Here is a 24194-nt window from a genome sequence, read left to right as displayed (position 1 = left end):
GCCGCCACGAACCACCCCCTCGTGAAAACGCGCACAAGCCCCGTCCTACGATGGTCCGCGTGGAAACCCCCATCTCCCTCATCGCCAAGCGCTGGACGCCGTCCACCAAGGTGGTGAAGCGCGCCGCGCTCTCCGCCGTCATGATGAGCGTCTTCATCATCATCACCGGCGGGGCCGTCCGGCTCACCGGTTCGGGGCTCGGCTGCGACACCTGGCCCAAGTGCACCGACGACAGCCTGTTCGCGACGCCCGAGCAGGGGCTGCACGGCGCGATCGAGTTCGGCAACCGGATGCTGGCCTATGTGCTGTCGGCCGCGGTCGGCTGGGCGATCATCGCCGTCAGTTCGATGAAGCCGCGCCGCCGCAAGGTGACCCGGCTGGCCTGGTCGCAGTTCTGGATCGTGCTGGGCAACGCCGTCCTCGGCGGGATCACGGTCTGGGCGGGCCTCAACCCGTGGACGGTGGCCGGGCACTTCCTGCTGGCCAACGTGCTCCTCGCGGTCACCGTGATCACCTGGGTGCGGATCGGCGAGGGCGACGGCCCGCCGCGCCCGCGGACTCCGCTGCCGGTGCGGCGCCTGGCCTGGGCGATCGTGGCGACCACGGTGGTCCTGATAGTGCTGGGCACCTCGGTGACCGGTTCCGGCAAGCACGCCGGCGACAGCAGCGACGTACCGCGCATGCCGTGGGACTGGTCGGCCGCCGCCCATGTGCACGCCATCGCGGCCTGGGTGGTCTGCGCCCTGGCCATCGCCATGTGGCTGGCCCTGCGGGTGGTCGACGCCCCCGCCGACGCCCGGGCCCGCGCCCGTGACCTGCTGCTCGTCCTGCTCGCCCAGGGCGCGATCGGATACGTCCAGTACTTCAGCGACGTCCCCGAGATCCTGGTCGGCATCCACATGTTCGGCTCGGCCATCCTGTTGATCGCCGTGGTCCGGCTGGTGCTGAGCATGCGCGAGCGCGGCGACGACGCGCCCGCTCCGCTGCCCGGCCCGTCCGCCGAGCGGCCGGAGACGGCATCGGCGCAGGCCGTCTGACGGACTGACGTACGACGGGTGAAGGGGCGGTGGGCCGGTGGGCCCGCCGCCCCTTCACCGTTCTCGCAGCCCGTACACCCGGCGCGCGTTGCCCGACCCGATCATCGTGGCGACCCGGGCCGCGTCCTTCCGGGTCCAGGCGCCGTCCTCGACCCAGTCGCCCAGCACCCGTCCGAGCGCCTCGCGGAACTGCCGCGCGCCCACCAGATGCAGCTCGGGCAGCCCCCGCGCCCCGCTGGAGAACAGCAGCTTGCCGAACGGCGCGAGCTCCATGATCTCCGCCAGGACGCCCGCCGCCCGCGCCCCGGTCCGCGCCGGTACGGCCCCCAGATCGGCGTAGACGTGCGGATGCCGGCCCGCCAGCGCGGCGACCTGCCGGTGGTACGGGTAGCCGTGCAGGAGCACCAGGTCGCAGCCGTGCCCCTCGGTCGCGGCGGCGAAGTCGGCGAGGCGGGCCGGGTCCGCGGTGCCCAGGCGCAGTTGGAGCGGCAGCCCGCACGCCACCGCGGACCAGCGCAGATGGTCCAGCAGCTCCGGCTCGACGGGCGCCGAACCGCGGTCCCGGTCCCCCGCGCCCCGGCGGGCGGCCCGGCGCTCCGCCTCCCGCCGGGCCAGCCACCGTCCGGCCGCCGCCCGCACCCGGACCGGGCCCGGCGGCGCGGGTGCGACGAAGGAGGCGGTGAAGGGGCCGCCGGCGCCGTCGGAGGTGAACGCGGCGGCGGAGGATGCGGCGGTGTGCACGGCCTCGCCCAGGTTGACGAGGAAGGTGTCGACGGTGCCCGAGGTGTCGGCGACCTGCTCGGCGAGGACTTCGAGCCGGACGATCTCCCGGGCCTCGGACCCGGCGGCCGAGGCCAACTCGGCCGGTCCCGTGAGGTCGCCGGTCAGGCCGGTGTCGACGAGGTGGGCGGAGACCCCGGAGGCGCGCAGCAGGCGGCGGGAGGTCTCGGCGACGCCCAGTTCCCGGCGGCGGGCCAGGTAGTGGGCGGGCGGGCAGTGCGCTTCGAGCCCGAGCAGCGGCGGGCACCAGCGGCGCACGGCAAAGCCGGTCTGGGTGTCGAAGAAGGTGGTGCCGGGGGCGGGCGGAGCGCCGTCGGCGGCGGTGAGCCGGGCCTCGAAGGTGCCGAGGCCCAGCTCGGTGCGCAGGACGCCGTGGCAGTTCTGGTCGACCAGGTCGGCCACGGGCACGGTGTCGGTCATCCGGGGCTCCCTGGGACGGCGTGCGTATGCACGGCCTAACGGGTGAGCCCCCGGCGGGACACCGTCTCGGGTGGAAGCCTCAGCGGTCGTTGGAGGGGCCGCCGACCTGGATCCCGGCCATCCGGGACCACTCGTACGGGCCGGTGCGGACCTTCAGGGCGAACTCGCCGTCGAACTCCTCGTGCATCGTGATGCCGGACTTCGCGGCCGCGCTCTCGGCCACCGCGTAGGTCGGGGCCACCAGATCGCCCCAGGCGCCGTCCTGGCCGACCAGGACGATACGGGCGCCGGCCTCGCCGATGTAGGCGAGCTGCCCCTCCGCTCCGCCGTGCTCCTTGGCGAAGGCGCCGATCTGGTGGGCGAGCTTCGTCGCCCTGCGATCGGCGCGCGCCGCCTTCCTGGCGTCCGTCCGCGAGGTCTGCCCGGTCTCTGCTGCGTCTGCTGCCGTCTCTGCCATGAACAGGATGCTACCGACGGGTAGCCGAACTGGCGACGGGCGGGTCACGTGGCTTGTGCCACGCGACCCGCCCGTGCGCCGGAAGCGGGGGTCAGCGGAGGAAGGGGTCCACCGCGACGGCGAGGAAGAGGAGCGAGACGTAGGTGATGGACCAGTGGAACAGCCGCATCTCCTTGAGCTTGGCCCCGGTCACCCCGGCCTTGGCCCGGTTCTGCAGGCCGTGCGCCTCCCAGAGCCAGGCGCCGCCGGACAGCAGCGCCACCGCGGTGTAGAACCAGCCGGTGTAGCCCAGCGGGGTGAGCAGCAGCGAGACCGCGACCATCACCCAGCTGTAGAGGACGATCTGCTTGGCGACCACCCGGTTGGTGGCGACGACCGGGAGCATCGGGACGCCGACCCGGGCGTAGTCCTCCTTGACCTTCATGGACAGCGGCCAATAGTGCGGCGGCGTCCAGAAGAAGATGACGGCGAAGAGGATGACGGCCGCCCAGGAGAGCGAGTTCGTCACGGCGGACCAGCCGATCAGGACCGGCATGCAACCGGCGATACCGCCCCAGACGATGTTCTGGGAGGTGCGGCGCTTCAGCAGCATCGTGTAGACGACGACGTAGAAGAGCAGTGCGCCGAGTGCGAGAGCGGCCGAGAGCCAGTTGACCAGCAGCCCGAACCAGAGCGTGGAGACCACCGCGAGGGCGATGCCGAAGGCGAGGCACTCGCGGGGGCTGACCATGCCCGTGACCAGCGGGCGCTGCGACGTACGGTCCATCAGCGCGTCGATGTCACGGTCGATGTACATGTTGAGCGCGTTGGCCCCGCCGGCGGAGAGATATCCCCCGATGGTGGTCGTGAGAACGAGCCACAGGTCGGGTACACCCTGGGCGGCGAGGAACATCACCGGAACGGTGGTGATGAGCAACAGCTCGATGATCCGTGGCTTGGTAAGCGCCACGAATGCCTTGACACGGGCCCCGAACGGGCGATGGCCCCCTGGGCTGGGAGTCAAGGCGACCCCTGCGGGTCGGGACTCGACGGCCGTCACGCACACCCCTGACAGAGAAATCCCAGCAAGCTCCGGGCGGAGAGGCCCGGTGAAGACTTGCGCGAACCCGTTCACTCTAGACGTTGCGGATACGCCGTCCTTCGCGGGGGTGGGGTCGTGTTGAGGGTGACTGTTCGCCGGACGCTCATTCCACCGGGAGGCGAACTCCACGGGTCGCCCACACCCTGGAAAGTGCTCGGAAAGTGTGCCTGGCAACGGGGGTAGGCTCGACAGCGCCCGGTGCGGTAACAGTCACCGGTTTACGACAGTGGAGAGGAGCCCTGACTCAGGGTGAGCATCAAGCCGACCACCACAGACCTCCAGTGGACCGATTTGGACCAGCGGGCCGTGGACACCGCCCGCGTCCTCGCCGCGGACGCCGTACAGAAAGTCGGAAACGGCCACCCGGGCACGGCGATGAGCCTGGCTCCTGCCGCGTACACCCTGTTCCAGAAGGTGATGCGGCATGACCCCGCGGACGCCGAGTGGACCGGTCGCGACCGGTTCGTCCTCTCCGCCGGCCACTCCAGCCTGACCCTCTACATCCAGCTCTACCTCGCCGGATACGGCCTGGAGCTGGACGACCTCAAGGCCTTCCGCACCTGGGGCTCGAAGACCCCGGGCCACCCGGAGTACGGCCACACCACCGGCGTCGAGACGACCACCGGGCCGCTGGGCCAGGGTGTCGCCAACGCGGTGGGCATGGCGATGGCCGCCCGCTACGAGCGCGGCCTCTTCGACCCCGAGGCGGCCCCCGGCACCTCCCCGTTCGACCACATGGTGTGGGTCGTCGCGGGTGACGGCTGCCTCCAGGAGGGCATCTCGGCCGAGGCGTCCTCGCTGGCCGGGCACCAGAAGCTGGGCAACCTGGTCCTGCTCTGGGACGACAACCACATCTCCATCGAGGGCGACACGGAGACCGCGGTCTCCGAGGACACCATCAAGCGGTACGAGGCGTACGGCTGGCACGTCCAGCGCGTCGACCAGCTGCCCAGCGGCGACCTGGACCCGGCGGGTCTGTACGCGGCGCTCCAGGCGGCCAAGGCCGAGACCGAGCGTCCGTCGTTCATCGCGGCCCGCTCGATCATCGCCTGGCCCGCCCCGAACGCCCAGAACACCGAGGCCGCGCACGGCTCGGCGCTCGGCGACGACGAGGTCGCGGCGACCAAGCGGGTCCTCGGCTTCGACCCGGAGCAGACCTTCGAGGTCTCCGACGAGGTCATCGGCCACACCCGTGAGGCCCTGGACCGCGGCCGCGAGGCCCGCGCCGAGTGGGACAAGTCGTTCGCCGCGTGGCGCACGGCCAACCCGGAGCGCGCCGCCTCCTTCGACCGGATCGCCGCGGGCGAGCTGCCCGAGGGCTGGGAGGAGAAGCTTCCCGTCTTCGAGCCCGGCAAGGGTCTGGCCACGCGTGCCGCGTCCGGCAAGGTGCTCCAGGCGCTCGGCGAGATCGTGCCCGAGCTGTGGGGCGGCTCCGCCGACCTCGCGGGCTCGAACAACACCACGATCGACAAGACGTCGTCGTTCCTCCCGGCGGGCAACCCGCTGCCGGAGGCCGACCCGTACGGCCGGACGATCCACTTCGGTATCCGTGAGCACGCGATGGCCGCCGCCATGAACGGCATCGCGCTGCACGGCAACACCCGCGTCTACGGCGGCACCTTCCTGGTGTTCTCCGACTACATGCGCAACGCGGTGCGGCTCTCCGCGCTGATGCACCTGCCGGTGACGTACGTGTGGACGCACGACTCGATCGGTCTCGGCGAGGACGGTCCGACGCACCAGCCGGTCGAGCACCTGGCCGCGCTCCGCGCCATCCCGGGCCTGAACATCGTGCGCCCGGCCGACGCGAACGAGACCGCCATCGCCTGGCGCGAGATCCTGCGCCGCTACACCAAGGTGTTCGGCGAGGGCGCCCCGCACGGTCTGGCGCTGACCCGGCAGGGTGTGCCGACGTACGAGGCGAACGAGGACGCGGCCAAGGGCGGTTACGTCCTGTTCGAGGCCGAAGGCGGCAAGCCGCAGGTGCTGCTCATCGCGACCGGTTCCGAGGTCCATGTCGCCGTCGAGGCGCGCGAGCAGCTCCAGGCGGCCGGGGTGCCGACCCGGGTGGTCTCGATGCCGTCGGTCGAGTGGTTCGAGGAGCAGGACCAGGCGTACAAGGACAGCGTGCTGCCGCCGTCGGTCAAGGCGCGGGTCGCCGTCGAGGCGGGCATCGGCCTGACCTGGTACCGGTACGTGGGCGACGCGGGCCGGATCATCTCGCTGGAGCACTTCGGGGCCTCGGCCGACGCGAAGGTGCTGTTCCGCGAGTTCGGCTTCACCGCCGAGAACGTGGCCGCCGCCGCGCGGGAATCTCTCGCCGCCGCCACGCGCTGACGCCGGTATATACGACTAGTAGGAGATGCAACTCATGACAGACGCACTCAAGCGCCTCTCCGACGAGGGCGTGGCGATCTGGCTCGACGACCTGTCGCGCAAGCGGATCACGTCCGGCAATCTGGCCGAGCTGATCGACCAGAGCCATGTCGTCGGCGTCACCACCAATCCGTCGATCTTCCAGAAGGCGATCTCCTCGGGCGACGGTTACGAGCAGCAGCTCACCGACCTCGCCGCCCGCAAGGTCACCGTCGAGGAAGCGCTCCGCATGATCACGACGGCGGACGTCCGCGACGCCGCCGACATCCTGCGCCCGGTCTTCGACGCGACGGGCGGCCAGGACGGCCGGGTCTCCATCGAGGTGGACCCGCGCCTGGCGCACAACACCCTGGCCACCACCGCCGAGGCCAAGCAGCTGGCCTGGCTGGTGGACCGCCCGAACACGCTCATCAAGATCCCGGCGACCAAGGCCGGTCTGCCGGCGATCACCGAGACGATCGGCCGGGGCATCAGCGTGAACGTGACGCTGATCTTCTCGCTGGAGCGCTACCGCGCGGTCATGGACGCCTACCTGGCGGGCCTGGAGAAGGCGAAGGCCGCGGGCCTGGACCTCTCCAAGATCCACTCGGTGGCCTCGTTCTTCGTGTCCCGCGTGGACACCGAGATCGACAAGCGTCTGGACGCCATCGGCTCCGACGAGGCGAAGGCGGCCAAGGGCAAGTCCGCGCTGGCCAACGCCCGGCTGGCCTACGAGGCGTACGAGGAGGTCTTCTCCTCCGACCGCTGGGCGGCCCTGGACAAGGCGCGGGCCAACAAGCAGCGTCCGCTGTGGGCCTCGACCGGCGTCAAGGACCCGGCCCTCAAGGACACGCTGTACGTCGACGACCTGGTGGCGCCGAACACGGTGAACACCATGCCGGAGGCGACGCTGGACGCGGTGGCCGATCATGGCGAGATCACCGGTGACACCGTCACCGGCGGCTACGACCAGGCGCGCGCGGACCTCGACGCGATCAAGAAGCTCGGCATCTCGTACGACGACGTCGTGCAGGTGCTGGAGGACGAGGGCGTGGAGAAGTTCGAGGCGTCCTGGAACGACCTGCTCAAGTCGACCGAGGCGGAGCTTTCGCGCCTCGCCCCCTCGGAGGGCTGACCACTTTGTCTGCTGTTCCCGGAGCCAACCCGCTCCGTGACGCACAGGACCGACGGCTCCCGCGTATCGCGGGGCCGTCGGGCCTGGTCATCTTTGGCGTCACGGGCGATTTGTCCCGTAAAAAGCTGATGCCTGCCGTCTACGACCTGGCCAATCGCGGCCTGCTTCCGCCGGGCTTCTCGCTCATCGGTTTCGCGCGCCGCGACTGGGAGGACGAGGACTTCGCGCAGGTCGTCCACGACGCCGTCAAGGAGCACGCCCGTACGCCGTTCCGCGAGGAGGTCTGGCAGCAGCTCATCCAGGGGATGCGCTTCGTCCAGGGCAACTTCGACGACGACGAGGCGTTCGAGACCCTGAAGGCGACCATCGAGGAGCTCGACAAGGCGCAGGGGACGGGCGGCAACTTCGCCTTCTACCTCTCCGTGCCGCCGAAGTTCTTCCCCAAGGTCGTCCAGCAGCTGAAGAAGCACGGCCTGGCCGACCAGAGCGAGGGCTCCTGGCGGCGCGCCGTCATCGAGAAGCCGTTCGGTCACGACCTGGCCAGCGCGCAGGAGCTCAACCAGCTCGTGCACGCCGTCTTCCCGCCCAACGAGGTCTTCCGGATCGACCACTACCTGGGCAAGGAGACGGTCCAGAACATCCTGGCGCTGCGGTTCGCCAACACGATGTTCGAGCCGATCTGGAACCGGTCCTACGTCGACCACGTACAGATCACGATGGCCGAGGACATCGGCATCGGCGGCCGGGCCGGCTACTACGACGGCATCGGTGCCGCCCGTGACGTCATCCAGAACCACCTGCTCCAGCTGCTGGCGCTGACCGCGATGGAGGAGCCCGGCTCCTTCCACCCGAAGGCGCTGGTCGCCGAGAAGCTCAAGGTGCTCACCGCCGTCGAGCTGCCCGACGACCTCGGCAAGCACACCGTGCGCGGCCAGTACGCGCACGCCTGGCAGGGCGGCGAAGAGGTCCTCGGCTATCTGGAGGAGGACGGCATCGACCCCAAGTCGACGACCGACACCTTCGCCGCGATCAAGCTGACGATCAACAACCGCCGCTGGGCGGGTGTGCCGTTCTACCTCCGGACCGGAAAGCGGCTCGGCCGCCGGGTCACGGAGATCGCGGTCGTCTTCAAGCGCGCCCCGTATCTGCCCTTCGAGTCCGGCGCCACCGAGGAGCTGGGCGGCAACGCCCTGGTCATCCGGGTCCAGCCGGACGAGGGCGTCACCGTGCGCTTCGGCTCCAAGGTGCCCGGCACCTCGATGGAGGTCCGGGACGTCACGATGGACTTCGCGTACGGCGAGTCGTTCACGGAGTCCAGCCCGGAGGCGTACGAGCGGCTCCTCCTGGACGTCCTGCTCGGCGACGCCAACCTCTTCCCGCGCCACCAGGAGGTCGAACTCTCCTGGAACATCCTCGACCCGATCGAGGAGTACTGGGACAAGCACGGCAAGCCCGCGCAGTACGCGGCCGGCACCTGGGGTCCGGCCGAGGCCGACGAGATGCTCGCACGTGACGGACGGAGCTGGAGGCGGCCATGAAGATCGATCTCACGGAAACCACGTCCAGCAAGATCAACCAGGCGCTGGTCTCGGCCCGCCGGGCCATCGGCACCCCCGCCATCGGCATGGTGCTCACGCTGGTCATCGTCACCGACGAGGAGAACGCGTACGACGCGCTCAAGTCGGCCGGCGACGCCTCGCGCGAGCACCCCTCGCGGATCATCGCGGTGATCAAGCGGGTCAGCCGCTCGCCGCGGGCCCGCCGCGACGCACGGCTCGACGCCGAGGTCCGGGTCGGTTCCGACGCGGGCACCGGCGAGACCGTCGTGCTGCGCCTCCACGGCGAGCTGGCCAACCACGCCCAGTCGGTGGTCCTTCCGCTGCTGCTGCCGGACGCCCCGGTCGTGGTGTGGTGGCCCGAGGGCGCGCCCGCCGACCCGGCGAAGGACCCGCTCGGGGCGCTGGCCCAGCGGCGGATCACCGACACCTACTCCGCCGAGCACCCGATCGAGGAGCTGGCGGTGCGGGCGGCGACGTACAGCCCCGGCAGCACCGACCTGGCCTGGACCCGGATCACGCCGTGGCGCTCGATGCTGGCCGCCGCGCTGGACCAGCAGCCGGCCGAGGTCATCGGCGCGACCGTCGAGGGCGAGAGCGACAACCCGAGCTGCGAACTGCTCGCCATGTGGCTGGCGGACCGGCTCGGCGTCCCGGTGGAGCGCACGTACTCCGAAGGGCCCGGTCTCACCGCGGTCCGGATGGAGACGAAGAACGGCGTCATCGTCCTGGACCGGGCCGACGGCTCGCTGGCCACGCTCTCCATGCAGAACCAGCCGGACCGCGCGGTGGCGCTCAAGCGCCGGGACACCGCCGAGCTGCTGGCGGAGGAGTTGCGCCGGCTCGACCCGGACAACACCTACGCCTCGGCGGTGAAGTTCGGCGTCGACCGGCTGCACGCGGGCGGCGAGGTCAAGGCCGCGCCGGTCGCGGGCGCCGCGGAGAGGGCGGACAAGGCCGCCGAGCCGAAGGCGCCCGCCGCGAAGAAGGCTCCGGCCAAGAAGGCGGCCGCCAAGTGACGCCTCCTCAACTGGTCGTCCACCGTGACAAGGAGCTGATGGCCCAGGCCGCGGCGGCCCGGCTGATCACGAAGATCGTGGACGCCCAGGCCTCCCGGGGCCATGCCTCGGTGGTGCTGACCGGCGGGCGCAACGGCAACGGCCTGCTGGCCGCGCTCGCCGCCGCGCCCGCCCGGGACGCGGTCGACTGGGCGCGGCTCGACCTGTGGTGGGGCGACGAGCGGTTCCTGCCCGAGGGCGACCCCGAGCGGAACGTCACCCAGGCCCGTGCGGCGCTGCTCGACGCGGTGCCGCTGGACCCGGCCCGGGTGCACGCGATGCCCGCGTCGGACGGACCGTACGGCGACGACGCGGATGCCGCGGCGGCCGGTTACGCCGACGAGCTGGCCGCCGCCGCGGGTCCTGAGGACCACGGCCCGGTGCCCACGTTCGACGTGCTGATGCTGGGCGTCGGCCCGGACACGCATGTGGCCTCGCTCTTCCCGGAGCTGCCCGCGGTACGGGAGACCGAGCGCACCGTCGTCGGTGTGCACGGGGCTCCGAAGCCGCCGCCGGTGCGCGTCTCGCTCACGCTGCCGGCGATCCGCGCGGCGCGCGAGGTGTGGCTGCTGGCGGCGGGCGAGGACAAGGCGGAGGCCGCGGCCATCGCGCTGTCCGGGGCCGGGGAGATCCAGGCCCCGGCGGCGGGCGCGTACGGCCGTAGCCGCACGCTGTGGCTGCTGGACGCGGCGGCGGCCTCGCGGCTGCCGCGCGCACTGTATCCGCCCGCCTCCGCCTGAGCGTTCACGCCCGAAGGCCCGGCCCGCTTTTCCTTGGCGGTCCGGGCCTTCGTCGTGAAAGGCTCGCCCTATGGTGCATATCGGAACCGTGGTGATGGGCGCGACCGACGTGAGCAGGGCCGCCGCCTTCTGGAAGGCGGCGCTCACCTATACCGAGCGCGAGCCGGGCACGGACGACTGGGTGGTGCTGGTCCCGGTCGAAGGGCCCGGCGTCGGCGTGGCGTTGGGTCGCTCCACCTCGCCCGTGCAGGAGGTCCCCCGGGTCCACCTCGACCTCTACTCCGACACCCAGGAGGCCGAGGTGGAGCGGCTGATCGGGCTCGGCGCCGAAAGGGTCGCGTGGGAGCTGTACCCCCCGGACCCGGACTTCGTGGTGCTCGCCGACCCCGAGGGCAACCGCTTCTGCGTCATCGACACGACGCACGGCGGCTGACCGGCCTCAGGCGTCCTTCGGGGAGCGCTCCAGGAAGGGCTCCAGCAGGCCGGGGACGGCCTCGGCGGCGAAGGCGAGGCCCTCGGACGCGTCGGTGTCGTACGCCGTGTACGCGCCCCCTCCGGCGGCCGTGGTGGCCGTGATGTTCAGCAGCCCGGCCCGCCGCTGGAAGACCGACTGCTTGACCGTCCAGCCGATCACCCCGGCCCGCTCCAGGGCGGCCGTGGAGCGGCGGACCGTGCCGGAGCGGGTGACCAGATAGCGCCCGGAGAGCGCGTGCCCGAGCGCCCGGTACGCGTCCAGGGCCAGCACCACCGCCACGGGGGCGGCCACCAGCGCGCAGCCGAGCGCGATCCACAGCAGCACGGGCGTGAGCAGGGCCCCGAGGAGGGTCAGGATCAGGACCGCGGCGAGCGACCAGCGCAGTCGGCGGCCCCGGGCGGCGGGCGGGTGCGGGGTGAGCGCGGCGCCGGTCGGGGTGTCCGCCTCGCGCAGGACGTCGGCGGCGACGGCGTCGGCCCGGGTCCGGGGCGCGGCCGGGAGCAGGGTGTTGTGGTCGGCGTTCTTGGCCTCGTGGTCCTTGGCGAGGCCGGTGGTGATGGCGTCCAGCCGGGCCGCGCCGAGCAGCCGTACGCCCAGTGGCTCGACGAGGTCGACGCCGCGCAGCCGGGCCTCCTCGACGGAGATGGACCGGGAGGTGAACAGTCCGCGCCGCACCCGCAGGGTGCCGCCCGGTTCACGCTCCAGGCGGTAGTTCCACCACATCTCGATCCAGAGGCCGAGCGCTCCGACGACGCCCGCGACCAGGGCGGCGAGGACCAGGATGACGATCATCCAGAGCACCGGTGTCTCCCGGAAGCGGTCGCCGACCCACTCGATGACCTCGCCCTGGGCCCCGATCCAGTCGCTGACCTGCATCACGGCTCCGGCGGCGGCCCCGCCGAGCATGGGGGCGACGAAGGAGACCGGGGCGTAACGGATCCAGCGGGGGTCCAGGACGGCCAGTTCGCCCTCGCGGTGGACGCCGGGCGGTGCGGTGGCGGCGCGCTCCAGGAGGAGGCGGCGCAGTCGTTCGCCCTCGGTGCGGGTGACCGGGTCCAGTTCGAGGGTGGACTCGGAGCCCTGTTCGCCGGTGCCGATCCTGACGGTGACCAGGCCGAGGAGGCGGAGCAGCAGGTTGGCGGTGAGGTCGACCGTGCGGATGCGGCTGCGGGCCAGGGAGCGGCGCTTGACGAGCAGGAGGCCGGTGTGAAGGTCGACGCGCTCCTCGCCGACGCGGTAGCGGGTGCGGTGCCAGCGGACCCGGTCGGCGCCCGCCGCGACCCCGATGACCAGGACGGCTCCGGCCAGCACCTGGAGCACGGCGACGGGGAGGCTGAACCATCGGGTGAGCCCGAGCGTGACCGGGATGGCCGCGCCCGCGACGACCCCCGCCACGACGAGGGCGGTGACCAGGACCGTACGGGGGTCGAGGCGGTGCCAGTCGGCGGGCGGGGCGACGGTGCTCATGTGGCGTCGCCGGGGGTGTCGCGGGTGATGCGGGTGAGCCGCTGGGCGAGGTCGGCGGCGACCTCGTGGTCCAGGCCCGCGATCCGTACCGCGCCCTTGGCGGAGGCGGTGGTGACCGTGACGGTGGCGAGCCGGAAGAGCTGCTCCAGCGGGCCGCGCACGGTGTCCACGGTCTGGATCCGGGACATCGGGGCGATCCGCCACTCCTGCCAGAAGAACCCGGTGCGGACGTACACCGCGTCCTCGGTGACCTCCCAGCGGTGCGTACGGAACCACCACAGGGGGAAGAGGACGGCGGCCGCCGTGCCCGCCGCGGCCAGGACCGCGGCGGGCAGCAGCAGCCAGAAGCGGGCCGGGGAGATGAGCGCGCCCAGTACCGCGAGCGACACGACGGGCACAGCCGCCATCAGCAGCCACTGGACGCGCCACCAGCCGACGGCGCGCTCGTTCAGCGTGTTGCGCGGCGGCCGCAGCCGTACCGCCGTCCCCTCCCCCTGTGGCATCGGCTCAGCGCCCGCGCAGGGTGCGGTAGGCGTCGACCAGGGCGGCGGTGGAGCTGTCCAGCTGCCCGGCGTCCGCGCCCCCGTCACCGGTCAGGAGCGGTTCGATCTTCTTGGCGAGGACCTTGCCGAGCTCGACGCCCCACTGGTCGAAGGAGTCGATGTTCCAGATGGCGCCCTGGACGAAGACCTTGTGCTCGTACAGCGCGATGAGCTGGCCGAGGACCGAGGGGGTCAGCTTGTCGGCGAGGATCGTCGTCGTGGGGTGGTTGCCGCGGAACGTCTTGTGCGGGACCAGCTCCTCGGGCACGCCCTCCGCCCGGACCTCGTCGGGCGTCTTGCCGAAGGCCAGGGCCTGGGTCTGCGCGAAGAAGTTGGCCATCAGCAGGTCGTGCTGGGCGATCAGCCCGGGCAGCAGGTCGTGGACCGGGGCGGCGAAGCCGATGAAGTCCGCGGGGATCAGCTTGGTGCCCTGGTGGATCAACTGGTAGTAGGCGTGCTGCCCGTTGGTGCCGGGCGTGCCCCAGACGACCGGCCCGGTCTGCCAGTCCACCGGGTCGCCGTCGCGGTCGACGGACTTGCCGTTGGACTCCATGTCGAGCTGCTGGAGATACGCGGTGAACCGGGACAGGTAGTGGCTGTAGGGCAGCACCGCGTGCGACTGGGCGTCGAAGAAGTTGCCGTACCAGACGCCGAGGAGACCGAGGAGGAGCGGGGCGTTCTCCTCGGGCGGGGCGGTGCGGAAGTGCTCGTCGACGAGGTGGAAGCCGTCGAGCATCTCGCGGAAGCGGTCCGGGCCGATGGCGACCATCAGCGAGAGGCCGATCGCCGAGTCGAAGGAGTAGCGGCCGCCGACCCAGTCCCAGAACTCGAACATGTTGGCCGTGTCGATGCCGAACTCCTCGACCTTCTCGGCATTCGTCGACAGGGCCACGAAGTGCCGGGCGACGGCTTCCTGACCGGCCTTCAGCTCGGTCAGCAGCCAGTCCCGGGCGGAGGTGGCGTTGGTGATGGTCTCGATCGTCGTGAACGTCTTCGAGGCGATGACGAACAGCGTCTCGGCCGGGTCGAGGTCGCGGACGGCCTCGTGCAGGTCAGCGCCGTCGACGTTGGAGACGAAGCGGACGGTGAGCGCGCGGTCCGTGAAGGAGCGCAGCACCTCGTACGCCATGGCGGGGCCGAGGTCGGAGCCGCCGATGCCGATGTTGACGATGTTCTTGATCGGCTTGCCGGTGTGGCCGGTCCACTGCCCCGACCGGATCTTCTCGGCGAAGCCGGCCATCCTGTCGAGGACGGCGTGCACGGCGGGCACGACGTTCTCGCCGTCGACCTCGACGACCGCGTCGCGCGGGGCGCGGAGCGCGGTGTGCAGGACCGCCCGGTCCTCGGTGGTGTTGATCTTCTCGCCGCGGAACATCGCGTCCCGCAGCTCCGCGACCCCGGTGGCGGCGGCGAGCTCGCGCAGCAGGCGCAGCGTCTCGTCGGTGACCAGGTGCTTGGAGTAGTCGAGGTGGAGGTCGCCGACCCGGAGGGTGTAGGCGGTGCCGCGGTCCGGCTGCCGTGCGAACAACTCGCGCAGCTGGGGGGCGCCGAGCCCCTCACGGTGCTCGGCGAGAGCCGTCCACTCGGGCGTCTGGTTGAGCTTGGTTCGGCTTGCTGCGTTCATCCCGGATATCAGCCCACTTCTTCTCGTCACTCAGCTTCCCCGCTGCCCCACAAACCTAATTGATCGAGGAGCCGGACGGCGTGGAGGAGGGCGGTGGCGCGGGAACGCGATACGGCCGGACACCCGTGGGGTGTCCGGCCGGTGAAACGACTGGGTGGTCCGTGGAGCCGTGCCGCGGGGGAGTCTCAGATCTCGCCGCGGAGCTTGGCCAGCGCCTCGGCGAGGATCGCCTCGCCGTCCTCGTCGCTGCGCCGCTCGCGTACGTACGCCAGATGCGTCTTGTACGGCTCGGTGCGGGGCGGGTCGGGCGGGCTGTCCTTGTCCTGGCCGGCCGGGAAGCCGCAGCGCGGGCAGTCCCAGATGTCCGGCACCTGCGCGTCATGGGCGAAGCTCGGCTGCGTCTCGTGCCCGTTCGAGCACCAGAAGGAGATGCGGGCGCGCGGCGCGGACTCGCCCCGCTCCGCCTCCCCCATCGGCCCCGCTCCGACCCGGCTTCCCCGGATCGCGTTGCCACTTGCCACGGTCGTAACTCCCTGCGTGATGGTGCTCGAAGGATGCCCCAGTCTACGTAAGGCCCAACGCGCGTCCAGTGAAAGGAGTTACACCCTTACCGGGAATCGCGGACGACGGGTCAGTTGTCCAGCTTGATGAGCAGACCGAGGACGACAATGCACGCGAACCAGACCAGACCGACCACCACGGTGATCCGGTCGAGGTTACGTTCGGCGACCGAGGAGCCACCGACGGAGGACTGCATTCCGCCACCGAACATGTCGGAGAGGCCGCCGCCCTTGCCCTTGTGCATGAGCACCAGCAGCATCAGCAGCAGGCTGAAGACGATCAGGGCGATCTGGAACGCCAGAATCACGGCTGGTCCCTACTTTCCGGATTTCTCGATTACTGCCTGTACGTACAGCGGGGGCCGGAGGGTGACAACCCCCTCGGCCCCCGCAAGGGTACGACGGATCGGCGCTACCGCATACTCACTGGTCGCGGAAGCGGACGATCTTGACGAACTCGTCGGCGTCCAGTGCGGCGCCGCCGATCAGGGCGCCGTCCACGTCGGGCTTGGCCATGATGGCCGCGACGTTGCCGGACTTCACCGAACCGCCGTACTGGATACGGACGGCGTCGGCCAGCTCCTGCGAGTACAGCTCGGCCAGCCGGCCGCGGATCGCGCCGCAGACTTCCTGGGCGTCCTCGGGGGTGGCGACCTCGCCGGTCCCGATGGCCCAGACCGGCTCGTAGGCGATCACGATGGACTCGGCCTGCTCGGCCGGGATGTCCTTCAGGGCGCCGTCGAGCTGCGCGAGCGTGTAGGAGACCTGGTCACCGGCCTTGCGGATGTCCAGGCCCTCGCCGACGCAGAGGATCGGGGTCAGGCCGTGCTTGAAGGCGGCCTTCACCTTGGCGTTGCAGATCTCGTCGCTCTCGCCGTGGTACTGGCGGCGCTCGCTGTGGCCGATGGCCACGTAGGTGCAGCGCAGCTTGGCGAGCATGGGGCCGGAGATCTCACCGGTGTACGCGCCGGAGTCGTGCGCCGAGATGTCCTGGGCGCCGTACTTGATCTTCAGCTTGTCGCCGTCGACCAGGGTCTGCACGGTGCGCAGATCGGTGAAGGGCGGGAGGACGGCGACCTCGACGTCCTCGAAGTCCTTGTCGGCCAGCGCGAAGGAGAGCTTCTGGAGGTGGGCGATGGCCTCGAGGTGGTTGAGGTTCATCTTCCAGTTGCCCGCCATCAGCGGGGTGCGGGTGGTCATGAAAGGTCAGTCCTCCAGTGCGGCGAGCCCGGGAAGCGTCTTGCCCTCGAGGTATTCGAGGCTCGCACCGCCACCGGTCGAAATATGTCCGAAAGCATTCTCGTCGAAGCCCAGGATGCGGACGGCCGCGGCGGAGTCGCCACCGCCGACGACGCTGAAGGCCGGGGAGTCGACGAGCGCCTGGGCGACCGCGCGGGTGCCGTCGGCGAAGTCGGGGTGCTCGAAGACGCCCATCGGGCCGTTCCAGAAGACGGTGGCCGCGTCGGCGAGCTTCGAGGCGTACAGCTTGTTGGTCTCCGGTCCGTTGTCCAGCCCCATCTGACCGGCCGGAATGGCGTCGGCGGCGACGGTGGTGGGGTTGGCCGGGGCCTTGGTCTTCAGGTCGGGGAAGGCGGGGGCGACCACGACGTCGACGGGCAGGACGAACTCCACGCCCTTGTCCTCGGCACGCCGCAGGTACTCCTGCACGGCCGGGATCTGGTCCTCCTGGAGCAGCGAGCTGCCGACCTCGTGGCCCTGGGCCTTGAGGAAGGTGTACGCCATGCCGCCGCCGATCAGGATGCGGTCGGCCCGCTCCAGCAGGTGGTCGATCACACCGAGCTTGTCGGAGACCTTGGCGCCGCCGAGGACGACCGCGTACGGCCGCTTCACATCGGTGGTGAGCTTCTTCAGGACGCCGACCTCGGTGGCGATGAGGTAGCCCGCGTAGTGCGGGAGCCGCGCCGGGAGGTCGAAGACCGAGGCGTGCTTGCGGTGCACCGCGCCGAAGCCGTCGCCCACGTAGACGTCGGCGAGCTCGGCCAGCCGGTCGGCGAAGGCGCCGCGCTCGGCGTCGTCCTTGGAGGTCTCGCCGGCGTTGAAGCGGAGGTTCTCGATGACGGCGACCTGGCCGTCGGCGAGGCCGGCGACCGTGGCGCGGGCGGACTCGCCGACCGTGTCGGTGGCGAAGGCGACCTCGGCGCCGAGGAGTTCGCCCAGGCGGGCGGCGGCGGGCGCCAGCGAGTAGGCCGGGTCCGGGGCGCCCTTGGGGCGGCCGAGGTGCGAGGCGACGACGACGCGCGCGCCGGCCTCGGCGAGCTTGGCGACCGTCGGGACGACGGCGCGGATACGGCCGTCGTCGGTGATCGTGGTGCCGTCCAGCGGCACATTGAGGTCGGCGCGGACGAATACCCGCTTGCCCGCGACCCCTTCGGCGAGAAGTTCGTCGATCGTCTTCATCTGGTCTTCCGTTACTCCTTGCAAGGACGGATGAACATGCTAAGGGGCTCGACCTGCGCTTCGTTGCGCCGGTCGAGCCCCTCAGCTCACATCGATGTGCCTGCCGATCCGAGGATCAGAGCTGCTCGCCGACGAAGACCGTGAGGTCCACGAGGCGGTTGGAGTAGCCCCACTCGTTGTCGTACCAGCCGAGGATCTTCACCGTGTTGCCCTCCTGGACCATGGTCAGGGAGGAGTCGAAGGTGCAGGACGACGGGTCGCCGACGATGTCCGAGGAGACGATCGGGTCCTCGGTGTACGTCAGGAAGCCCTTGAGGGCGCCGTCGTCGGAGGCCTTCTTGAACGCGGCGTTGACCTCGTCCTTGGTGACCTCGCGCTGGAGGGTGACGACCAGGTCGGTGGCGGAGCCGGTCGGGACCGGGACGCGCATCGCGATGCCGTCGAGCTTGCCCTTGAGCTGCGGGAGGACCAGGGCGGTGGCCTTGGCGGCACCGGTGGTGGTCGGGATGATGTTCTCGGCGGCGGCGCGGGCGCGACGCAGGTCCGAGTGCGGGAAGTCCAGGATCCGCTGGTCGTTGGTGTACGCGTGGACCGTCGTCATCAGGCCCTTGACGATGCCGAAGTTCTCGTCGAGAACCTTGGCCATCGGCGCCACACAGTTGGTGGTGCAGGAGGCGTTGGAGATGACGTTGTGGTTGGCCGCGTCGTACTGGTCCTGGTTGACGCCCATCACGATGGTGATGTCCTCGTCCTTGGCCGGAGCCGAGATGAGGACCTTCTTGGCGCCGCCCGCGATGTGCTTCTCGGCGTCGGCCTTCTTGGTGAAGATGCCGGTCGACTCGATGACGATGTCGACGCCCAGCTCACCCCAGGGGATGTCGGCCGGGTTGCGCTCGGAGAGCACCTTGACGGTGTGACCATCGACGGTGATGGTGTCGGCGGTGTGGCTGACCTCTGCCTTGAGACGACCCAGAATGGTGTCGTACTTCAGCAGGTGGGCCGTGGTCGCAGTGTCACCCAGGTCGTTGACAGCCACGATCTCGATGTCCGCACCCTGCTCGAGCAGCGCGCGGAAGTAGTTGCGACCGATGCGGCCGAAGCCGTTGATGCCTACGCGGATCGTCACGAACCGATCTCCTCGTTAGGTACGCCGGTTTTCGACGCCGGCGAGTTGTATAGGGATGTCCCCGACCGCTTCCGACCCTACCTCTCCAAGGGCCCGGGAGTGACATCGAGAGGGCCACCGCACGCCACCGGATACGGCCGGAGGCCCGTACTCGCCAGTAGGAGCACGGACCTCCGTCACGCCTGCCGGGACCTGGGTCCCGGCGGGTCCGGGACCGACGTCCCGCACGCGCCGCCGAGTCGGCCGGTCAGCCGACCAGGCCGTCGGCGAGCTCCTCGCTGAGCGTCGACTCGGTGCCGGGGATGCCCAGGTCCTGGGCCCGCTTGTCGGCCATCGCCAGCAGCCGGCGGATCCGGCCGGCGACCGCGTCCTTGGTCAGCGGCGGGTCGGCGAGCGCGCCCAGCTCCTCCAGCGAAGCCTGCTTGTGCTCCATACGCAGCCGTCCGGCGGCGGCCAGGTGCTCGGGGACCTCCTCGCCGAGGATCTCCAGCGCGCGCCCCACCCGGGCCCCGGCGGCGACCGCCGCGCGGGCCGAGCGGCGCAGGTTGGCGTCGTCGAAGTTGGCGAGCCGGTTGGCCGTGGCGCGGACCTCGCGCCGCATCCGCCGCTCCTCCCAGGCGAGCACCGCGTCGTGCGCGCCGAGCCGGGTCAGCAGGGCGCCGATCGCGTCGCCGTCGCGGACCACCACCCGGTCCACACCGCGCACCTCACGGGCCTTGGCGGCGATGGAGAGCCGACGCGCCGCCCCGACCAGGGCGAGGGCCGCCTCCGGGCCCGGGCAGGTGACCTCCAGCGAGGAGGAGCGGCCGGGCTCGGTGAGCGAACCGTGGGCGAGGAAGGCTCCGCGCCAGGCGGCCTCTGCGTCGCAGGTGGCCCCCGAGACCACCTGCGGGGGCAGCCCCCGGATCGGCCGGCCGCGGCCGTCCACCAGGCCGGTCTGGCGGGCCAGCTGGTCGCCGCCCGCCACCACCCGTACGACATAGCGCGAGCCGCGCCGCAGCCCGCCGGGGGCCATCACGATCAGCTCCGAGCTGTGCCCGAAGATCTCCAGGATGTCGCGCTTGAGACGGCGGGCGGCGTTGCCGGTGTCCAGCTCCGCCTCGATCACAATCCGGCCGCTCACCAGGTGCAGCCCGCCCGCGAACCGAAGAATCGCCGAGACCTCTGCTTTCCTGCAGCAGGTCCGGGTGACGGGAAGATGAGAGATTTCGTTCTTCACCGCTGGCGTCATCGCCATGGGCCGATCCTTCCATGCATCCGAAAAATACGGTCGTACGCGGCGGCCAACAGCTCCTGATCATGGACCGGAACGCCGTCGGGCGATGCCACCGGCGCCAGCTCGACCGCGGCTCCGAGCCGTTGTGCGGCATCGGCGAGGGACTCACGGTCGGGCACGGCGGCCTCATCGGCCAGCACCACGTCCAAGGCGAGTTTAGGGGCGTGTCGTCCCAAAACCTCCAAATGACGCTGCGGTGAGAAGCCTTCTGTTTCACCGGGCTGGGGCGCGAGGTTCAACGAGAGGACCTTGCGGGCCTTCGTGGTGACCAGGGCGTCGAGCAGTTCCGGCACGAGCAGGTGCGGGATCACGGAGGAGAACCAGGAGCCGGGACCGAGCACCACCCAGTCGGCGTCCAGGACCGCTTCCACAGCCTCCGGGACGGCCGGCGGGTCGGGCGGGACCACGTGCACGGACTGCACCTCGCCGGGCGTGAGCGCGACGGTGGCCTGGCCGCGCACGGTGACGATCGCGTCGGGCAGGTCGGGGTCATGGCCCTTGACCAGCGCCTGGAGCTCCAGCGGGACGGCCGACATCGGCAGCACCCGCCCCTGCGCGCCGAGCAGCTTGCCGACCAGGTCGAGCGCCTGGACATGGTCGCCGAGCTGTTCCCACAGGGCCACGATCAGCAGATTGCCGACCGCGTGCTCGTGGAGGTCGCCCTTGGACTCGAAGCGGTGCTGGATGACCCGGGACCAGGTGCGGCCCCAGTCGTCGTCGCCGCACAGCGCGGCGAGCGCCTTGCGCAGGTCGCCGGGGGGCAGCACGCCCAGCTCCTCGCGCAGCCGGCCGCTGGAGCCGCCGTCGTCGGCGACCGTGACCACGGCCGTGAGGTCGCCGGTGATCCGGCGCAGCGCCGCCAGGGACGCCGAGAGGCCCATCCCGCCGCCGAGCGCGACGACCTTGGGCTGAGCACCGCGCTTGCGGCCGGAGAGCGCCGAGGTGGCGCGGCTCAGGCGCCGCATCCGCAGATTGCGTCCGGTCACTCTCGCCCCATGTCCCGGTGCACGAGGACGGTCTCGACGCCTTCGGCCGCGAGGCGGGCCGAGAGCTTCTCCGACATGGCGACGGAACGGTGCTTGCCGCCGGTGCAGCCCACCGCGATGGTGACGTAGCGCTTGCCCTCGCGGCGGTAGCCGGCGGCGATCAGCTGGAGCAGCTCCGTGTACTGGTTGAGGAACTCCTTGGCGCCCGGCTGGTCGAAGACGTAGTCGGACACCTCCTCGTTGACGCCGGTGAAGGGGCGCAGCTCGGGGACCCAGTGCGGGTTGGGCAGGAAGCGGCAGTCGACGACCAGGTCGGCGTCGACCGGCAGGCCGTACTTGTAGCCGAAGGACATCACCGTGGCCCGCAGCTCCGGCTCCGACTCGCCCGCGAACTGGGCGTCCATCTTGGCCCGCAGCTCGTGCACGTTGAGGCTGGAGGTGTCGATGACCAGGTCGGCGTCGCCGCGCAGCTCGCGCAGCAGGTCGCGCTCGGCCGCGATGCCGTCGACGATGCGGCCGTCGCCCTGGAGGGGGTGCGGGCGGCGGACGGACTCGAAGCGGCGCACGAGGGCGTCGTCGGAGGACTCCAGGAAGACGATCCGCCGGGTGACGTGCTTGGCCTCCAGGTCCGCGAGGGATTCGCGGAGGTTGTCGAAGAAGCGCCGGCCGCGCACGTCGACGACGACGGCGATCCGGGCCACGTTGCCCTGCGAGCGGGCGCCGAGCTCCACCATGGTGGGGATCAGCGCGGGCGGCAGGTTGTCGACGACGAACCAGCCGAGGTCCTCCAGACACTTGGCGGCGGTGCTGCGGCCGGCGCCCGACATCCCGGAGATGATCACCAGCTCGGGGATGGCCGCGTCACCCGTCTCGTTCGGGGTGTTCGTACTCACGTCTGCTGCTCCGTCTGCTCGGTCCGCTGCTCGGTCTGCGGTGTCTGCTGGTGCTGTGGTGCTCAGGTCTGTGGCGTTCGGGTCCGTGGTGTTCCGTGCGGTCTCGTGGCTGTTCTCGGTCATGAGCTGCCCCCGTCGTCCTCTTCAATGATCTCTCCTGTGGCCGTGTTCACGGCAGGCGCCGCGGGAGCGGTCGAGGCGAGGGCCGCGGCCACCGCTTCCGCCGTCCTTCGCCCTATCCCGGGGACCTCGCAGATCTCGTCGATTGTCGCCTGCCGGAGCTTCTTCACCGAGCCGAAATGCTTGATCAGAGCCTGCTTCCGGGTCTCGCCGAGGCCGGCCACGTCGTCGAGGGGGCTGGAGCGGACGCGCTTGGCGCGTTTGGCGCGCTGGTAGGTGATGGCGAAGCGGTGGGCCTCGTCCCGGACGCGCTGGAGGAGGTAGAGGCCCTCGCTGGAGCGCGGCAGGACCACGGGGTCGTCGTCACCGGGGAGCCAGACCTCTTCGAGGCGCTTGGCGAGACCGCAGACGGCGATGTCGTCGATGCCCAGCTCGTCCAGGGCGCGCTGGGCGGCGGCGACCTGCGGCTGCCCGCCGTCGACGACGACGAGCTGCGGCGGGTAGGCGAACCGCTTGGGCCGGCCGTCGTCCTCCCGGGGCTCGCCGTCGTCGGCGGCCGGGGCGACGGCGGGAACCGGGCCGGTGGCGGCGGGCCCGGCGGCCGCGGGCTGCTCCTCCCACTCCCCCATGCGCTCCTTGTCCTGGAGGTAGCGCTTGAAGCGGCGGCCGATCACCTCGTGCATCGAGCGGACGTCGTCCTGGCCCTCGAAGCCCTTGATCTGGAACCGGCGATACTCGCTCTTGCGGGCGAGGCCGTCCTCGAAGACCACCATGGAGGCCACCACGTCGTCGCCCTGGAGGTGGGAGATGTCGTAGCACTCGATGCGCAGCGGGGCGGTGTCCAGGCCGAGCGCCTCGGCGATCTCCTCCAGGGCGCGGGAGCGGGTGGTCAGGTCGGAGGCGCGCTTGGTCTTGTGCAGTCCGAGCGCCTGCTGGGCGTTGCGCTGGACGGTGGCCATCAGGTCCTTCTTGTCGCCGCGCTGCGGGATGCGCAGGCTGACCTGGGAGCCCCGGCGCTCGGCGAGCCACTGGGAGACCGCTTCGGTGTCCTCGGGCAGGGCGGGAACCAGGACCTCCTTGGGCACGGCGTCGCCGCGCTCCTCCCCGTACAGCTGCTGAAGTGCGTGCTCGACGAGGCCGGAGGTGTCGACGGCCTCGACCTTGTCGGTGACCCAGCCGCGCTGGCCGCGGACCCGGCCGCCGCGTACGTGGAAGATCTGGAGGGCGGCCTCCAGCTCGTCCTCGGCGACGGCGATCAGGTCGGCGTCGGTGGCGTCGGCCAGGACGACGGCACTCTTCTCCATGGCCCGCTTGAGGGCCTCGGCGTCGTCGCGGAGGCGGGCGGCCCGCTCGTACTCCATCTCCTCGGCCGCCTGCATCATGTCCTTCTCCAGGCGGCGGATGTAGGTGCCGGTGCGGCCGGCCATGAAGTCGCAGAAGTCCTCGGCCAGCTCGCGGTGTTCCTCGGGGGTGACCCGGCCGACGCAGGGGGCCGAGCACTTGCCGATGTAACCCAGCAGGCAGGGGCGGCCGGTGCGCGCGGCGTTCTTGAACACCCCGGCGGAGCAGGTGCGGACGGGGAAGACGCGGAGCATCAGGTCGACGGTCTCGCGGATCGCCCAGGCGTGGCCGTACGGACCGAAGTAGCGCACGCCCTTCTTCTTGGCGCCGCGCATGACCTGGACGCGGGGGAACTCCTCGTTCAGCGTGACCGCGAGATAGGGATAGCTCTTGTCGTCGCGGTACTTGACGTTGAACCGGGGGTCGAACTCCTTGATCCAGGAATACTCCAGCTGGAGCGCCTCGACCTCGGTGGAGACGACCGTCCATTCGACGGAGGCGGCGGTGGTGACCATCGTGCGCGTACGCGGATGGAGGTTCGCCAGGTCCTGGAAGTAGTTGGCCACGCGCTGGCGCAGGTTCTTGGCCTTCCCGACGTAGATCACCCGGCGGTGCTCGTCGCGGAATTTGTAGACCCCCGGGGAGTCGGGGATCTGTCCCGGCTTGGGGCGGTAGCTGGAGGGGTCTGCCATGTCTCACACCCTACTTGCGGGCTGTGACAGTGCGTCGTCCTCGGATGTCACCGGG

At 71.0% G+C, this 24194-nt stretch carries 22 protein-coding genes; 7 read left to right on the top strand and 15 right to left on the bottom strand.

Translation table 11 applies throughout. The annotated features are described in order from the left end of the window. Window positions 1-50 precede the first annotated feature (50 nt). Window positions 51-1037: a COX15/CtaA family protein gene (locus G3I54_RS07080; RefSeq protein ID WP_164612207.1), complete on the top strand. Its 987-nt coding sequence runs from the start codon at window positions 51-53 to the stop codon at window positions 1035-1037. Window positions 1038-1091: 54 nt separating this feature from the next. Here the strand turns inward: G3I54_RS07080 and G3I54_RS07075 are convergent, their stop codons facing one another. The 3 genes from G3I54_RS07075 to G3I54_RS07065 all read right to left on the bottom strand — a co-directional run bounded on the left by G3I54_RS07075 (window position 1092) and on the right by G3I54_RS07065 (window position 3739). After that, window positions 1092-2237 carry an amidohydrolase family protein gene (locus G3I54_RS07075; protein WP_164612205.1) on the bottom strand — a complete coding sequence of 382 codons (1146 nt, stop codon included), beginning with the start codon at window positions 2235-2237 and terminating at the stop codon, window positions 1092-1094. 79 nt (window positions 2238-2316) lie between these two features. Then, a complete protein-coding gene (locus G3I54_RS07070) occupies window positions 2317-2694 on the bottom strand; it encodes a hypothetical protein (protein ID WP_164612204.1) in 378 nt (125 codons plus the stop codon). 91 nt (window positions 2695-2785) lie between these two features. Further along, window positions 2786-3739 carry a heme o synthase gene (locus tag G3I54_RS07065; RefSeq protein ID WP_164612202.1) on the bottom strand — a complete coding sequence of 318 codons (954 nt, stop codon included), beginning with the start codon at window positions 3737-3739 and terminating at the stop codon, window positions 2786-2788. Between the two features lie 285 nt (window positions 3740-4024). Between G3I54_RS07065 and tkt the strand changes: the two genes are divergently transcribed. The 6 genes from tkt (at window position 4025) to G3I54_RS07035 (ending at window position 11052) form a co-directional block, all read left to right on the top strand. Beyond that, window positions 4025-6112: a transketolase gene (tkt, locus tag G3I54_RS07060; RefSeq protein ID WP_164612200.1), complete on the top strand. Its 2088-nt coding sequence runs from the start codon at window positions 4025-4027 to the stop codon at window positions 6110-6112. A gap of 34 nt (window positions 6113-6146) precedes the next feature. After that, window positions 6147-7265, top strand: a complete 1119-nt coding sequence (tal, locus tag G3I54_RS07055; protein ID WP_164612198.1) for a transaldolase — start codon at window positions 6147-6149, stop codon at window positions 7263-7265. A 5-nt stretch (window positions 7266-7270) separates the two neighbouring features. Beyond that, window positions 7271-8803 carry a glucose-6-phosphate dehydrogenase gene (zwf, locus tag G3I54_RS07050; RefSeq protein ID WP_164612196.1) on the top strand — a complete coding sequence of 511 codons (1533 nt, stop codon included), beginning with the start codon at window positions 7271-7273 and terminating at the stop codon, window positions 8801-8803. Continuing rightward, on the top strand, window positions 8800-9840 hold the full coding sequence (opcA, locus tag G3I54_RS07045) for a glucose-6-phosphate dehydrogenase assembly protein OpcA (RefSeq protein ID WP_164612194.1): 1041 nt from the start codon (window positions 8800-8802) through the stop codon (window positions 9838-9840). The genes zwf and opcA overlap by 4 nt, the downstream gene beginning before the upstream one ends. Further along, on the top strand, window positions 9837-10619 hold the full coding sequence (pgl, locus tag G3I54_RS07040; protein ID WP_164612192.1) for a 6-phosphogluconolactonase: 783 nt from the start codon (window positions 9837-9839) through the stop codon (window positions 10617-10619). Before opcA ends, pgl begins: the two co-directional genes overlap by 4 nt. Before the next feature lie 70 nt (window positions 10620-10689). Continuing rightward, on the top strand, window positions 10690-11052 hold the full coding sequence (locus G3I54_RS07035; RefSeq protein ID WP_047176050.1) for a VOC family protein: 363 nt from the start codon (window positions 10690-10692) through the stop codon (window positions 11050-11052). A gap of 6 nt (window positions 11053-11058) precedes the next feature. Here the strand turns inward: G3I54_RS07035 and G3I54_RS07030 are convergent, their stop codons facing one another. From G3I54_RS07030 to uvrC, 12 genes are all read right to left on the bottom strand, one after another. Further along, on the bottom strand, window positions 11059-12561 hold the full coding sequence (locus G3I54_RS07030; RefSeq protein ID WP_164612190.1) for a PH domain-containing protein: 1503 nt from the start codon (window positions 12559-12561) through the stop codon (window positions 11059-11061). Further along, window positions 12558-13064, bottom strand: coding sequence for a PH domain-containing protein (locus G3I54_RS07025; protein WP_164612187.1), 507 nt, complete (start codon window positions 13062-13064; stop codon window positions 12558-12560). Before G3I54_RS07025 ends, G3I54_RS07030 begins: the two co-directional genes overlap by 4 nt. Before the next feature lie 4 nt (window positions 13065-13068). Further along, complete coding sequence (gene pgi, locus G3I54_RS07020) at window positions 13069-14727, bottom strand: glucose-6-phosphate isomerase (RefSeq protein WP_164612185.1); 1659 nt, start codon at window positions 14725-14727, stop codon at window positions 13069-13071. Between the two features lie 185 nt (window positions 14728-14912). Then, window positions 14913-15248: an RNA polymerase-binding protein RbpA gene (locus tag G3I54_RS07015; protein ID WP_078566397.1), complete on the bottom strand. Its 336-nt coding sequence runs from the start codon at window positions 15246-15248 to the stop codon at window positions 14913-14915. 110 nt (window positions 15249-15358) lie between these two features. Then, the gene (gene secG, locus G3I54_RS07010; protein ID WP_103535508.1) at window positions 15359-15595 is read right to left on the bottom strand and encodes a preprotein translocase subunit SecG; all 237 of its coding nucleotides are present in this window, start codon (window positions 15593-15595) and stop codon (window positions 15359-15361) included. Between the two features lie 115 nt (window positions 15596-15710). Next, on the bottom strand, window positions 15711-16487 hold the full coding sequence (gene tpiA, locus G3I54_RS07005; protein WP_164612183.1) for a triose-phosphate isomerase: 777 nt from the start codon (window positions 16485-16487) through the stop codon (window positions 15711-15713). Window positions 16488-16493: 6 nt separating this feature from the next. Continuing rightward, window positions 16494-17705, bottom strand: coding sequence for a phosphoglycerate kinase (locus G3I54_RS07000; RefSeq protein ID WP_164612181.1), 1212 nt, complete (start codon window positions 17703-17705; stop codon window positions 16494-16496). A gap of 115 nt (window positions 17706-17820) precedes the next feature. Beyond that, window positions 17821-18831 carry a type I glyceraldehyde-3-phosphate dehydrogenase gene (gap, locus tag G3I54_RS06995; RefSeq protein WP_103535505.1) on the bottom strand — a complete coding sequence of 337 codons (1011 nt, stop codon included), beginning with the start codon at window positions 18829-18831 and terminating at the stop codon, window positions 17821-17823. Between the two features lie 247 nt (window positions 18832-19078). Then, window positions 19079-20068 carry a DNA-binding protein WhiA gene (gene whiA / locus G3I54_RS06990; RefSeq protein ID WP_032790781.1) on the bottom strand — a complete coding sequence of 330 codons (990 nt, stop codon included), beginning with the start codon at window positions 20066-20068 and terminating at the stop codon, window positions 19079-19081. Beyond that, on the bottom strand, window positions 20059-21093 hold the full coding sequence (gene yvcK / locus G3I54_RS06985) for a uridine diphosphate-N-acetylglucosamine-binding protein YvcK (protein WP_164612179.1): 1035 nt from the start codon (window positions 21091-21093) through the stop codon (window positions 20059-20061). The genes whiA and yvcK overlap by 10 nt, the downstream gene beginning before the upstream one ends. Then, a complete protein-coding gene (gene rapZ / locus G3I54_RS06980; RefSeq protein WP_203685618.1) occupies window positions 21090-22109 on the bottom strand; it encodes an RNase adapter RapZ in 1020 nt (339 codons plus the stop codon). The genes yvcK and rapZ overlap by 4 nt, the downstream gene beginning before the upstream one ends. Continuing rightward, on the bottom strand, window positions 22106-24139 hold the full coding sequence (gene uvrC, locus G3I54_RS06975) for an excinuclease ABC subunit UvrC (RefSeq protein ID WP_164612177.1): 2034 nt from the start codon (window positions 24137-24139) through the stop codon (window positions 22106-22108). The genes rapZ and uvrC overlap by 4 nt, the downstream gene beginning before the upstream one ends. Window positions 24140-24194: the final 55 nt, after the last annotated feature.

This window comes from Streptomyces sp. SID14515, assembly GCF_010548505.1.
GTDB classification, from domain to species: domain Bacteria; phylum Actinomycetota; class Actinomycetes; order Streptomycetales; family Streptomycetaceae; genus Streptomyces; species Streptomyces caviscabies.
The sequence above is the reverse complement of the archived record's forward strand: the minus strand, read 5'-3'. Positions and strand labels throughout refer to the sequence as shown.